At 68.8% G+C, this 11,942-nt stretch carries 12 protein-coding genes; 7 read left to right on the forward strand and 5 right to left on the reverse strand.

The features are described from left to right. Nucleotides 1–107: 107 nt before the first annotated feature. Nucleotides 108–1,724: an EAL domain-containing protein gene (locus BKE09_RS08880; RefSeq protein ID WP_075675495.1), complete on the forward strand. Its 1,617-nt coding sequence runs from the start codon at nucleotides 108–110 to the stop codon at nucleotides 1,722–1,724. Nucleotides 1,725–1,941: 217 nt separating this feature from the next. Here BKE09_RS08880 and BKE09_RS08885 read toward each other — a convergent pair whose 3' ends face one another. Both BKE09_RS08885 and BKE09_RS08890 read right to left on the reverse strand, forming a co-directional pair. After that, a complete protein-coding gene (locus BKE09_RS08885; protein ID WP_075675496.1) occupies nucleotides 1,942–3,126 on the reverse strand; it encodes an MFS transporter in 1,185 nt (394 codons plus the stop codon). Beyond that, complete coding sequence (locus BKE09_RS08890; protein WP_075675497.1) at nucleotides 3,123–4,301, reverse strand: serine hydrolase domain-containing protein; 1,179 nt, start codon at nucleotides 4,299–4,301, stop codon at nucleotides 3,123–3,125. The genes BKE09_RS08885 and BKE09_RS08890 overlap by 4 nt, the downstream gene beginning before the upstream one ends. Before the next feature lie 228 nt (nucleotides 4,302–4,529). On the opposite strand from BKE09_RS08890, the gene BKE09_RS08895 reads away from it, so the two are divergent. Together BKE09_RS08895 and BKE09_RS08900 are read left to right on the forward strand one after the other, a co-directional pair. Further along, nucleotides 4,530–5,429, forward strand: coding sequence for a LysR family transcriptional regulator (locus BKE09_RS08895; protein ID WP_075675498.1), 900 nt, complete (start codon nucleotides 4,530–4,532; stop codon nucleotides 5,427–5,429). Nucleotides 5,430–5,684: 255 nt separating this feature from the next. After that, nucleotides 5,685–7,292, forward strand: coding sequence for an ATP-binding cassette domain-containing protein (locus tag BKE09_RS08900; RefSeq protein WP_075675499.1), 1,608 nt, complete (start codon nucleotides 5,685–5,687; stop codon nucleotides 7,290–7,292). 104 nt (nucleotides 7,293–7,396) lie between these two features. Here BKE09_RS08900 and BKE09_RS08905 read toward each other — a convergent pair whose 3' ends face one another. Continuing rightward, a complete protein-coding gene (locus BKE09_RS08905) occupies nucleotides 7,397–8,722 on the reverse strand; it encodes a GTP-binding protein (RefSeq protein WP_049443559.1) in 1,326 nt (441 codons plus the stop codon). Nucleotides 8,723–8,791: 69 nt separating this feature from the next. Here BKE09_RS08905 and BKE09_RS08910 point away from each other — a divergent pair, with 69 nt between their 5' ends. Next, the gene (locus BKE09_RS08910) at nucleotides 8,792–9,163 is read left to right on the forward strand and encodes a MerC family mercury resistance protein (protein ID WP_075675500.1); all 372 of its coding nucleotides are present in this window, start codon (nucleotides 8,792–8,794) and stop codon (nucleotides 9,161–9,163) included. Between the two features lie 77 nt (nucleotides 9,164–9,240). Here BKE09_RS08910 and BKE09_RS08915 read toward each other — a convergent pair whose 3' ends face one another. Next, entirely contained in the window at nucleotides 9,241–9,525 is a 285-nt protein-coding gene (locus BKE09_RS08915; protein WP_075675501.1) for a metal-sensing transcriptional repressor, read from the reverse strand. 49 nt (nucleotides 9,526–9,574) lie between these two features. Between BKE09_RS08915 and dmeF the strand changes: the two genes are divergently transcribed. Further along, nucleotides 9,575–10,549: a CDF family Co(II)/Ni(II) efflux transporter DmeF gene (gene dmeF, locus BKE09_RS08920; protein WP_075675502.1), complete on the forward strand. Its 975-nt coding sequence runs from the start codon at nucleotides 9,575–9,577 to the stop codon at nucleotides 10,547–10,549. A 131-nt stretch (nucleotides 10,550–10,680) separates the two neighbouring features. On the opposite strand, the gene BKE09_RS08925 is transcribed toward dmeF, so the two are convergent. After that, nucleotides 10,681–10,965 carry a hypothetical protein gene (locus BKE09_RS08925; RefSeq protein ID WP_075675503.1) on the reverse strand — a complete coding sequence of 95 codons (285 nt, stop codon included), beginning with the start codon at nucleotides 10,963–10,965 and terminating at the stop codon, nucleotides 10,681–10,683. A 90-nt stretch (nucleotides 10,966–11,055) separates the two neighbouring features. On the opposite strand from BKE09_RS08925, the gene BKE09_RS08930 reads away from it, so the two are divergent. After that, a complete protein-coding gene (locus BKE09_RS08930) occupies nucleotides 11,056–11,472 on the forward strand; it encodes a hypothetical protein (protein WP_075675504.1) in 417 nt (138 codons plus the stop codon). A gap of 69 nt (nucleotides 11,473–11,541) precedes the next feature. Further along, nucleotides 11,542–11,922 (forward strand): hypothetical protein, encoded by a 381-nt coding sequence (locus BKE09_RS08935; RefSeq protein WP_049443550.1) that lies wholly within the window; start codon nucleotides 11,542–11,544, stop codon nucleotides 11,920–11,922. Nucleotides 11,923–11,942 lie beyond the last annotated feature (20 nt).

Consider the following 11,942-nt stretch of genomic DNA (forward strand, 5'->3'; position numbering starts at 1 on the left):
ATTGATCCCATTCCGCCCGGCCCGGCGCCATGCTCAGATAGCCGCACCTGCCCAAGGACCGGCCCGACCATGCGCCCTGCCCCGCCCGCCCCGCTGGAGCCCCGGCCATGAGCCGGCTGCGCGTCATCATCGGAGGCACCGCGCTGGCGCTGCTGGCCGCCGCCGTGCCGATCGCGGTCATGGCCTACGCCACCTGGGACCGCGCGGTCAGCGTCGAGCAGCAGCGCCTGCGCGACATCGCCGACCGCACCCTGCGCCGCTCCGACCTGTCCTACCAGGAAGCACTGGCGGCGCTGAAATCGGCCGAGGCCGGCGCCTACGTGCCCTGCAGTCCCGAGCACGTGCGGCGCATGCAGACGCTGGTGATGACCACCCCGTCGATCGACCAGATGGGCTACTTCGAAGGTGGCAAGCTGCGCTGCACCTCGTGGGGACCGTTCCTGTCCGACGTGGATCAACCCACGCCCGACCACGTCACCAGCGATGGCGCCGGCATTGCGGTGGATGTGCGCCCTGAAAACAGCGGGCGGCGCCAGGTGCTGGCGATCCTGTATGGGTCCTACGACGCACTGGTGGACCCGCGCCGCTTCGTCGATGTCATTGCCGACCCGAACGTGCGGCTGGCCTTGGCCAGCCCGGATGGACGCCTGCTGGCCCAACAGCCCGGCCTTGATCCGGAGCTGTTGCAGGCACTGCTGCGCGACCCCGGCGAAGGCCTGGATCACAGCACGCTGTACGCCACCTCGCGCAACGAGGAATGGCTGGCCATCGCCACGACGCCACGCACCGCGCTGGCTGCGGCGTTCCGCCAGCAGGCGTGGCTGTACGTGCCGGTCGGCCTGCTGCTGGCCGCCGCCGGTGCCGGCCTGGTGATCTGGCTGTCGCGGCGCCGCCTGTCGCTGCGCGGTGAACTGGCCACCGCCATCCGCCGCCGCGAGCTGTACCTGCATTACCAGCCGATCATCGAGCTCGACACCGGCATCTGCGTCGGCGCCGAAGCGCTGGTGCGCTGGCAACGCCCGGATGGCACCCAGGTGCGGCCCGACCTGTTCATTCCGCTGGCCGAAGAGGCCGGCATGATCGCCGACGTCACCGACCTGGTGATCGAGAACGTGGTGCGCGACATGCGCGAGCTGTTGGTGGCCGACCGCAGCGCGCACATCGCGATCAACCTCGCTGCCGAAGACATCAGCAGCGGCCGCGCCCTGAAGATGATTTCCCGGCACATGGCCGGCAGCGGCATCCTGCCGCAGCAGATCTGGATGGAGGCCACCGAGCGCGGCTTCCTCGACCTGGACCGCGCGCGCACGATGCTGGCGCAGGCACGCCGTACCGGGCACAGCGTGGCCATCGACGATTTCGGCGTCGGCTTCTCCAGCCTGCAGTACCTGGAACAGCTGCCACTGGATGCGCTGAAGATCGACAAGTCGTTCATCGATGCGATCGGTACCGAAAGCGCGACCAGCCCGGTCACGCCGCACATCATCGACATGGCCAAGGAGCTGGGCCTGTGGGTGGTGGCCGAGGGCGTGGAAACCGAAGCACAGCTGGCCTACCTGCACAGCCGGCATGTGGAATTCGGCCAGGGCTGGCTGTTCTCGCGGCCACTGCCCCGCGATGAGTTCGTCGCCTTCCACCACAAGCGGCAGCAGCAGTACGGCGCGGCACGCGAACACATGCAGAACCCGCGCAGCGTGCCGATCGAGCGTGAGGGGATCGAGTAGGACGGCCAACGGCAGAGCCCCTCGTGGTGGGTCGCGTACAGCTATCCCGGAGTTGGCCGGGGCGGTCGGGTTCCGGCTGCGTCCCACCACGGAATCAACAGAAGAAAGCAAAAGCAAACGCGGGTCGCTGCGCTCGGTAGTTCCACGCCATGCGTGGATGGCGCGGACCACGGTAGTGCCGGCCGCTGGCCGGCACCACGTGACACTGATCGGCTGCCTACGCCCACGCCTTCGGCCGTGCCAGCAGCCACGCCACGGTCACCGCCAGCAACAGCAACGGCAACCATCCCAGCTGGCGTGGGCCACTGGCCTGCAGCAGCACCCCGCCCGCCACGCCGCCGGCGGCTATGGCCAGGTTCCAGCCGGTCACCAGCATCGACTGCGCCAGGTCTGCGGCGGCACCCGCACGGCGTGCCAGTGCGGCCTGGAACAGCGTCGGCACCGCACCGAACGCCACGCCCCACAGGATCGTCGCCAGCAGCAGCGCGGTCGCCGCACCCGGCCATACCAGCAACGTCAGTACCGGCACGATGAAGCCGGTCACCGCCGCCCACACCAGCGCACGCAGGTGGCGATCCACGCCCCAGCCAGCAATCCCGATGCCGGCAATCGCCGCCACGCCGAACGCCAGCAGCAGCCGGTCCAGCCACGCACCGGCACCCGCATCGACCGCCAGCGGCTCGATGTAGGTGTACAGCACGTTGTGCGCCAGCACGTACAGCATCATCACCAGCAGCGTGCTGCGCACGCCGGGCATCCGCCAGACCGTAGCCAGCGAAGTGCGCTGGCCGGCACTGGCCGCCGGCAGCGCCGGCAGTGTCCAGCGCGCGTATGCCAGCAGACCCACGCCCAGCACGCTCATCAATGCGAACGCCCAGCGCCAGCCGATCTGCTGGCCGAGCAGCGTACCGGCCGGCACCCCCAGTGACAGCGCCAACGGCGAACCCACCATTGCCACCGCGATGGCCCGCCCCTGCAACGACGGCACCACCATGCGCGCGGCGTAACCGGCCACCAGCGACCACAGCAGGCCACCGCTCACGCCGGCCAGGAAGCGCGCGGCGAGGATCAGCGGGTAACTGCTGCTCAGCGCGGTCAGCGTGTTGACCACCACGAAACCGGCAATGGCGGCCAGCAACAGCGGACGCCGCGGCAGGCGCTGGGTCAGCGCGGTCATCGGCAGCGCGGCCATCACCGAGCCCAGCGCATACACGCTCACCAGCTGGCCGACCGCCGCATCACTCACGCCCAGGCTGTCGCCCATCGGACGCAGTACACCGGCCGGCAGGGTCTCGGTCAGCAGGGTGATGAAGCCACCACCGGCCAACGCCAGCAGGCCCGCCCATGGCAGACGCGTAGCCTCACCGGCCGGGCTGGCCGCATCAATGGCATGGCCACTCATCGCACGGTCTCCAGATCGGCGTACACCGCATCACGCAGCTCATCGACGAAGTCCCCATCCATGCCTTCGTACAGGGTGTTGGTCAGCGCCACCACGCTCAGCCCACGCGACGGGTCGACGAACCAGCTGTGACCATAGGCGCCGCCCCAGCGCCAAGTCCCTTCGCGCTGCGGCGTGCCACTGGCGGCAGCATCGCGCAACACCGCAAAGCCCAGCCCGAAGCCCCAGCCAGCCGGTTCCGGCGGCCCCTGCTCGCCCACCTGCGGGCTGGCCATCTCTGCCGCCAGCGCGGGCGGCAGCAGGCCGGAGCGCTGCACATCACGCAAGGCCTCCAGCACCACCATCACCTCATCGGCAGTACCCACCAGGCCGGCGCCGGCGGAAGCGAAACGGCTGGCATCGAGCGCACGCGCAAGGCTGTACTCGATGCCGACCGTACCTTCGAACGGCGCAACCACCTCGCCTTCACGCAGGCGATGCGGCTGCGGCGTGTCGCTCACATAGGGCGTGGCCAGCCGCGCACCCTCGCGCGTGGCGAACGCGGTATCGCGCAGGCCCAAGGGGACGGCCAGCAAACGCCGGAACAGCACCTGCAGCGTTTCACCGGTCGCGGCTTCGGCCACCGCACCGGCCACATCCACGCCCAATGAGTACAGCCATTGGCTGCCCGGCTCGAACAGCAGCGGTGCCTGCGCGATCCGGCGTACGTTCTCGGCCAGCGAGAGCGGGTTCGCGTCCAGGCCATCGCTGACCCCAGCGCGCGCATAGGGGCCGTCTGCATCGGCTTCCAGGAAACGGTAGCCCAGCCCGCTGCTGTGGCTGAGCAGCTGGCGCAGGCTGATCGGCGGCGTGCGGCCATCGGCCAGCGCCGGGCGGAACTCCGGCAACCAACGCTGCACCGGCGCATCGAGGTCGAGCACGCCCTCGGCCACCAGGCGCAGGATCACCGTGGTCAACAGCGGCTTGCTGACCGATGCCAGCCGGAACAGCTGGTCGCGCAGCATCGGCAGGGCCGACTCGCGATCGGCCAGCCCGGTCGCGCTGGCATGGCGCAGCACGCCGTGCTCGCGCACCAGCACCACCGCACCGACCAGGCGCAGGGGGTGGACCTGCTGCAGCAGCCGCTGCACCGAAGGCAGCGTCGGTGCGGGTTCAAGGGAAAGAGCGGCATTCATCGCGGTGATCCGTGGGGAGAGGCCCGCCACGTTAGGCAGCATGGCTCGGCGCAAAAAGCCGGTTGCCGCTCCGGGCATCATGGACCGTGCAGTCCGCAATCGGCATCATGGCCGGAACTGCAAGGCCGCAACGGCCGGCGACCGCGCCCCGCACCACAGTGTTGCGGTGGCGGCGCCGACCAGCGCCATCGCCCTCTCTACCCTGCTGCTTTCATCGCCCGCACGCCCATGTCAGTCCTGGACAACCTCGCCAACCTGCAGACCTTCGTGCACGCCGCCGACACCCGCAGCTTCGTCGAGACCGGGCGCCTGCAGGGCATCTCCGCCTCGGCCGCCGGCAAGTGCGTTGCGCGGCTGGAGCATGCACTGGGCGTGCGCCTGTTCCATCGCAGCACGCGCAGCATCACCCTCACCGCCGAGGGCCAGCTGTTCCTGGCACGCTGCCGGCGCATCCTCGACGAGCGCGATGCCGCACGCACCGAGCTGGCACAACCACACGCCACGCCCCGCGGCACGCTGCGCATCGGCCTGCCGTTGGTGGGCGACCTCACCCTGCCGTTGATGGCCGAGTTCATGGCGGCGTATCCGGACATCCGCCTTGACCTCGACTTCAGCGACCGATTGGTCGATGTCATCGAGGAAGGTTTCGATGCAGTGCTGCGTGTCGGTGAACCCAGCGATTCGCGCATGAACGCACGTCGCCTGGGCGTGTTTCCACGCCGCATCGTCGCCTCGCCGGCCTACCTGCAGCGCCGCGGCACGCCACGCACACCCGCCGAACTGCTGCAGCACACGCTGCTGCACTACCGCTTCCCCAGCACCGGCAAGCTGGAACTGTGGCCGATCCACTGGCCCGATGAGGAAACCCCGCAGGAGCTGCCGGTACACATGGTGGCCAACACCATCGAGGCGCGGGTGGCGCTGTCACTGCGCCACGTCGGCCTGGCCTTCGTGCCGGTGCACTCGGTGCGCGATGCGCTGGCGGACGGCCGCTTGGTTACCGTGCTGGACGAACACGTGCATTCCTGCGGCATCTTCCACCTGCTGTGGCCCTCGGGCCGCCACGTACTGCCGAAGCTGCGGGTGTTCATCGATTTCGTCAGCGCCCGCCTGGAAACCGTGCCCTAGGCGCGATCCCCCCCATGCCCGGCCCACAGTAGATCCACGCCATGCGTGGATGCCTTTGTAGAGTCGAGCCATGCTCGACTTGCCGGATGCCCGGCCCACCACACCCGACCATTCAGCCAGCCCCGCTATACTGCCCGCTCATTCCTCCAAGAGGCTCGCGACCAATGCGCCATTGATGCCGCCGTCTTCCCACCAGACGGCCTGACTCTTCCCGCCCCTGCGCGCAGGGGAGAACCCGGCATCCATGGAGGTCGCATGACCACACATTCCCTCACGCTCGATCGCGTGTCGTATCGGCTGGCCGACGGCCGCCCGCTGTTTTCCGATCTGTCGTTTTCCTTCGAACCGGTTGCCACCGGCCTGGTCGGTGCCAATGGCACCGGCAAGAGCGTGCTCGCCCGCCTGCTGGCCGGCCACCTGCTGCCCGACAGCGGGCTGATACGCAGCAGCGGCCGCGTGTTCCTGTTGCCGATGCCCGGCTATCCCCCCACCGGCACGGTTGGCGAACTGGCCGGCGTCGGCGCGGAACTGGCCGCACTGCAACGCATCGAAGCCGGCAGCGTGGACGAGAGCGACTTCGCCTGTGTTGGCGAGCGTTGGGATCTGCGCGAGCGCCTGCAGCAGCAATGGCAGGCGCTACGGCTGCCCGGCGATCTCGATCCTGCCCAACCCGCCGCGCGCCTCAGTGGCGGCCAGGCCATGCAGGTGGCGTTGTCCGGCGCCTGGGCCAGCGGCGCCGATTGGCTGATCCTGGACGAACCCAGCAACCACCTCGATGCCCGCCATCGCCAACAGTTGTACGAACACCTGCAGCAGTGGCGTGGCGGCCTGCTGGCAATCAGCCACGATCGCGAGCTGCTGGCGCAGATGCAGCAGATCGTCGAACTCGACGCGCGCGGGCTGCATCGCTATGGCGGGCCGTGGCAGCACTACGCGGACACGCGCGCCGCCGAACGCGAAGCCGCTGCTGCACAGCTCGACCATGCGCGCGCCCAGCACCGGCAGCAGCAACGCAGCGCACGCGAACAGCACGAGCGCCAGCAGCAACGCCAGGCACGCGGCAATCGCGATGCGAAGCAGGCCAACCAGGCGCCGATCCTGCTCGGCCGGCAGAAGCAGCGTGCAGAGGCCAGCCACGGCCGCGCGCAGCAGGTACAGGCCGAGCGCCTGCAGGCCAGCGCCGATCAGCTGCGCGTCGCAGCCTCGGCGGTTCATGCCACGCCGGAACTGGCGCTGTTTGCAGGCGACGGCGAACGCGGCAGCGCGCGTCTGCTGCAGGTGGACTCGCTGGTGCTGCCGCATGGCTGCAGTGCGCCGTTGCAGCTGGAGATCCGTCGAGGACAGCGCATCGCCGTGATCGGTGACAACGGCAGTGGCAAGTCCACGCTGCTGCGCGTGCTGGCCGGCCAGCTGCCCGCACGCAGTGGCGCCGTGCAACGCCATGCACCGCTGGCGCTGCTCGACCAGCAGCTGCTGGGGTTGTCCGGCGAGCGCAGCATTCTCGACACCGTGCAGGCCGCCAACCCGGCGGCTGATACCGGTGAACTGCGCACACGGCTGGCCCTGCTCGGGCTGGACGCGCAGCGCATCCAGCGTGCAGCCCATAGCCTCAGCGATGGCGAACGGGTGAAAGGCGCCCTGGCCAGCGTGCTGTATGCCGATCCCGCACCGCAGCTGTTGCTGCTGGACGAGCCCGGCAACGCACTGGACCTGAGCGCGTTGCAGGCACTGGAAGAACTGCTGGCGGCATGGCCGGGTGCCCTGGTGATGGTCAGCCACGACCAGCACCTGCTGCAGGCGTTGCAGCCGACGCAGGTGTTGCAGGTCACCGCCAACAGCTGGCAATGGCGCGACAGTCTGTAGAGTCGAGCCATGCTCGACTACGCCATGCATCCATCCACGCATGGCATATCGACCAGGGGTAGTGCCGGCCGCTGGCCGGCAACCCATGGATCCTCAATGCACCATCACCGCTTCCACACCGGGAACGCCTGCGGCAGCTGATGCCACAGCAACGGGCCGGCACGCAGCTCCTGTTCGTTGAGCAGGCAGGCATCCAGTTCCGCGCGCACCGCACGCTCATCCATGTGCACGCCGATCACCACCAGCTCCTGGCGGCGGTCGCCCCACAGCGGGTGCCACAGCCGTTGCATCGCCGAATGCGCGGCCGCATCCGGGAATTCTTCCAGCCCCGGCAATGGCGCGCTCCAGCAGTCGGCCTGCTGCCGCGCCCACCCCAGGTCGCTGTACGGCAGCGGCGTCGGTGGCAGCAGCGGCGCAGTGTCCTCCAGCCCGGCGCGCACGCGGTCGCGTGCGGCGTACCAGAACCCCGCCGCCTGCGTCCGCGTCGCGGCACCCACGGTGTTCAGCTCGCCCACCCAGTCCATGCGGTTGGCCAGCCAGAACCAGCCCTTGCTGCGGATCACGCCGGGCATGCCCGACTGCAGCGCGCGTGCGAAGCGCGCAGGATGGAACGGGCGCCGCGAGCGGTAGACGAAACTGGCGATGCCGTATTCCTCGGTTTCCGGCGTGTGCTCGCCACGCAGTTCCTTCACCCAACCCGGCGCACGTTGCGCTCGCTCGTAATCGAAGCGGCCGGTGTCCAGCAGCTCGGCCAGGGGAACATCGCCGAAGCTGGACAGCAGCAGCTTCGCGTCGCGGTTCAAGCCACGCAGCACGGCCAGCGTGTCCTGCAGCACTTCGTCATCCACCTGGTCGATCTTGCTGACCACGATCACATCGGCGAACTCCACCTGCTCGCACAGCAGGTCGACCACGCCGCGATCATCGTCCGGCCCGGCCTGCTGCCCGCGCTCGGCCAGGCGCAGCGTCGAACCGAAGTCGGCCAGGAACGCACTGCCATCCACCACCGTCACCATCGTGTCCAGGCGCGCGATATCACTCAGGCTGAAGCCCTGCTCGTCGCGTACCGCGAAGGTGGCCGCCACCGGCATCGGCTCACCGATACCGGTCGACTCGATCAGCAGGTAGTCGTAGCGCCCGGCATCGGCCAGCCGCCGCACTTCCTGCAGCAGGTCGTCGCGCAGCGTGCAGCAGATGCAGCCATTGCTGAACTCCACCAGCGTCTCTTCGGTGCGGCGCAGTTCGGCACCACCCTCGCGCACCAGCTGCGCATCGATGTTGACTTCGCTCATGTCGTTGACGATGACCGCCACGCGCAGGCCCTCGCGGTTGCGCAGGATCTGGTTGAGCAGGGTGGTCTTGCCGGCCCCGAGGAAGCCGGACAGCACGGTGACCGGAAGGCGACGGTCGGCGCGGGAAACAGTGTTCATGTCGGAGCGGGTTGGCTGCGGAACGGAAATGTTACTGTATAACAATTGTTGCGCAAGGAACCTCCCCCGATGAAGTCGCCTTCTGCCGCCCTGCTCGATGCCGGCGCGGTCGCCCTGTCCAGCCTGTGCCTGCTGCACTGCCTGGCGCTGCCCCTGCTTGCCGCCGCGCTGCCACTGCTTGGCACCTGGGCCGAAGCGGAATGGGTGCACCTGCTGTTCGTGGCCATCGCCCTGCCACTGACCGGCTACGCGCTGTGGCGGGCCGAGCGCCGCCGCCCACTGCCCGTGCTGGCCTGGGCCACCGCCGGCGCCGGGCTCGGCCTGCTGCTGGCCGGCGCGCTGGCGCTGCCTTCGCACGATTGGGAAACACCGATGACCGTCACCGGCAGCCTGCTGCTGGCCGCCACGCACATCTGGAACGCGCGGCACCGGCACGGGTAGTGCCGGCCGCTGGCCGGCAACCCCATGAACGCCGCACGCAACCTGCAGGTGCCGGCCAGCGGCCGGTACTACCCCTGCTATTTGCCGTAGCGGCGAAGCAATTCCACCAGCACCGCGGCCTCGTCCGCCCGCTGCTGCGGGTCTTCGGCGCCCACCACGTGTTCCTGCAGGTGCTCGTGCAGCAGCTCCATCAGCAGGCTGTGGGCGGCACCGCGCACGGCGGCAACCTGCACCAGCACGTCCGCACAGTCGCCGGCCTCACCCTCCGGCCTGTCCAGCGCCTGCTCCAACGCCGCCACCTGGCCGCCGATGCGGCGCACCCGGGTCAGCAGCTGCTTTCGATGCTTGTGTACATGAGCCATGGCCGGATCATATACCCTATGGGGGTATCCACTCCACCCTTTGACCCCCATGCATCTGGACGCCCTCGCCGCCGCCCGTCGCCACGAACACCGTTTCGACGACGGCAACCCGCTGGCCGAACGCAACACCCGCCGCGCCCTGTGGCTCACCGTCTGCATGATGCTGGTGGAGATCGTCGGCGGATGGTGGTTCAACTCCATGGCCGTGCTCGCCGACGGCTGGCACATGAGTTCGCACGCGCTGGCGCTGGGCCTTTCGGTGTTCGCCTACCGCTGCGCGCGCCGCTACGCGCACGACCCGCGCTTCGCCTTCGGCACCTGGAAGATCGAGATCCTGGCCGGCTATACCAGCGCCATTGCCCTGCTCGGCGTCGCCGCGCTGATGGCCGTGCAATCACTGGAGCGGCTGTGGGTACCGGCACCGATCCACTACAACGAAGCCATCGCCATCGCTGCGGTCGGGCTGGGCGTGAACCTGCTGTGTGCCTGGTGGCTGCACGACAGCCCGGGCCACGCGCATCACCACCACGGGCATGAGCATGGCCATCACCACGGGCATGACCACGATCACCACGATCACAGCCATGCGCACGGCCACGACCTCAACCTGCGCTCGGCCTATGTGCACGTGCTGGCCGACGCCGCCACCTCGGTGTTGGCCATCGTCGCCCTGCTCGGCGGCAAGTTGCTGGGCCTGACCTGGCTGGACCCGGTGATGGGCCTGGTCGGCGCCGTGCTGGTGACGGTCTGGGCGATCGGCCTGCTGCGCGACAGCGGCCGCATCCTGCTCGACGCGCAGATGGACGCGCCGGTGGTGGCCGAAGTGCGCGAAGTGATCGAACAGGGCCCGTGGCCGGCACGCCTGGCCGACCTGCACGTCTGGCAGGTCGGCCGCGGCAAGTACGCGGTCAGCGCCAGCGTGGTCACCAGCGACGCCAGCCTCGATGCCGATACCCTTCGCAACGCGCTGGCCATCCACGAAGAGCTGGTGCATGTAACCGTGGAGATCCATCGCAGCGCGTGACCCGCGCCGGGTAGTGCCGGCCGCTGGCCGGCATGGCATGCTCCGGCCGCCGCTGACCAGTAGAGCCAGGCCATGCCTGGCTGCGTTGCCCACAAGTCGAGCATGGCTCGACTCTACAACTACAGCTTCAACTACAGCTTCAACATCATCCGCAGCAGGTACATCAGCAGCGGCAGCGCGCTCAGCACCGCGCCAGCAATGCCGATCCAGGGCCAGCGTTCACCGCGCACGCGCGAGGCCACCGCCAGGCCGCCGCCCACCAGCGCCGCACCCAGCACGCCCACGCCCAGCCCTGCGGCCATGCCATTGCCACCCGCAGCGACGGCCGCCTGCGCCGCCACGGTGCCCGCACCCCAACCCACTGCAATCCCCAGCCAACTGGCCACGCCGCACCACGGTGCCTTGCCCTGCGCCATCCGAAAACCCCTGTGTTCTTGCCGAATTTCTGTACGGGCCGCGCCCGCGTGCTGCCTACACTAGCCGCACCCGCCCTGTAGGGACATCCCATGCGCACGCTCCGCCTGCTGCTGCCCGGTGCCCTCCTGCTGCTCACTGCCTGCGGCGACGATGCGCGGCTTCCCTTCTCCGCCGACCCATTGCAGGGCTGCTTCGCCACCGGCGCGCGCAAGCCCGCCGACTTCCGCATCGACAAGGAAGGCGGCCAGTACTTCGTTTCCTTCAGCCGCGGCGAGCAGTGGCAGCGCGAGCCCAATGCCCTGCACAAAGCCAACCGCAGCGAGATCAGCCGTTACTTCCGTGATGATGCCGACCAGATCGACAGCGCGTTGATCCGCATGGCTGGCGGCTTCGGCATCTTCCACTTCAACAAGGGCGCCACGTTGAAGGGCAAGGCCAGCGACAGCGATTACATGGCGCTGATGCTGATCGGGGCTGGGCCGGTGTATGCGGTGAAGTGCCCGTAATCCGCAACGATTCTGATGGCTGCAGGGAGTGGCATCGGCACATCCTGTCTTCTTTGAGGATGGACGCGGATGCTGCTGTTCCTGCTGCTTGCGGTGAGCGCCCCGAAGACCCAGGGCGCCTATGACGAAGTCCGGGAACTGCCCGATGGCCAGATCCTGATAATGCGCACCCTGGACTGGGACCTCGGCGAAGGCACGAAGGAACGCGTCACCGTGCACTGGCTGCTGCAGGATGACGGCCGCATGCGCTACGACTTCGATCGACAGCCACCGGAAACCCAGGAGGCCCATCGCCGATCGTGCGCCCGGCTGGGTATGCAGCCTTCACGCGGGGTCGGCATGATTGCAGGAGAAGGCGCCACGCACGGCTACAGCTGTACCAGCGGTAGCGTCGGGCCCACGCTCGACTCCGCCCTGCCTGCATCCACGCATGGCGTGGATCTACTGTGACATCGGCTTGGCGCTGCAAC

The organism is Stenotrophomonas sp. TD3, assembly GCF_001939825.1.
Lineage (GTDB): Bacteria > Pseudomonadota > Gammaproteobacteria > Xanthomonadales > Xanthomonadaceae > Stenotrophomonas.

What these genes read in the sequence shown, in the direction of transcription:
- BKE09_RS08880 (WP_075675495.1), top strand. Translation starts at nt 108, where the DNA reads ATGAGCCGGCTGCGCGTCATCATCGGAGGCACCGCGCTGGCGCTGCTG.
- BKE09_RS08885 (WP_075675496.1), bottom strand. Translation starts at nt 3,126, where the DNA reads ATGAGTGGCCATGCCATTGATGCGGCCAGCCCGGCCGGTGAGGCTACG.
- BKE09_RS08890 (WP_075675497.1), bottom strand. Translation starts at nt 4,301, where the DNA reads ATGAATGCCGCTCTTTCCCTTGAACCCGCACCGACGCTGCCTTCGGTG.
- BKE09_RS08895 (WP_075675498.1), top strand. Translation starts at nt 4,530, where the DNA reads ATGTCAGTCCTGGACAACCTCGCCAACCTGCAGACCTTCGTGCACGCC.
- BKE09_RS08900 (WP_075675499.1), top strand. Translation starts at nt 5,685, where the DNA reads ATGACCACACATTCCCTCACGCTCGATCGCGTGTCGTATCGGCTGGCC.
- BKE09_RS08905 (WP_049443559.1), bottom strand. Translation starts at nt 8,722, where the DNA reads ATGAACACTGTTTCCCGCGCCGACCGTCGCCTTCCGGTCACCGTGCTG.
- BKE09_RS08910 (WP_075675500.1), top strand. Translation starts at nt 8,792, where the DNA reads ATGAAGTCGCCTTCTGCCGCCCTGCTCGATGCCGGCGCGGTCGCCCTG.
- BKE09_RS08915 (WP_075675501.1), bottom strand. Translation starts at nt 9,525, where the DNA reads ATGGCTCATGTACACAAGCATCGAAAGCAGCTGCTGACCCGGGTGCGC.
- dmeF (WP_075675502.1), top strand. Translation starts at nt 9,575, where the DNA reads ATGCATCTGGACGCCCTCGCCGCCGCCCGTCGCCACGAACACCGTTTC.
- BKE09_RS08925 (WP_075675503.1), bottom strand. Translation starts at nt 10,965, where the DNA reads ATGGCGCAGGGCAAGGCACCGTGGTGCGGCGTGGCCAGTTGGCTGGGG.
- BKE09_RS08930 (WP_075675504.1), top strand. Translation starts at nt 11,056, where the DNA reads ATGCGCACGCTCCGCCTGCTGCTGCCCGGTGCCCTCCTGCTGCTCACT.
- BKE09_RS08935 (WP_049443550.1), top strand. Translation starts at nt 11,542, where the DNA reads ATGCTGCTGTTCCTGCTGCTTGCGGTGAGCGCCCCGAAGACCCAGGGC.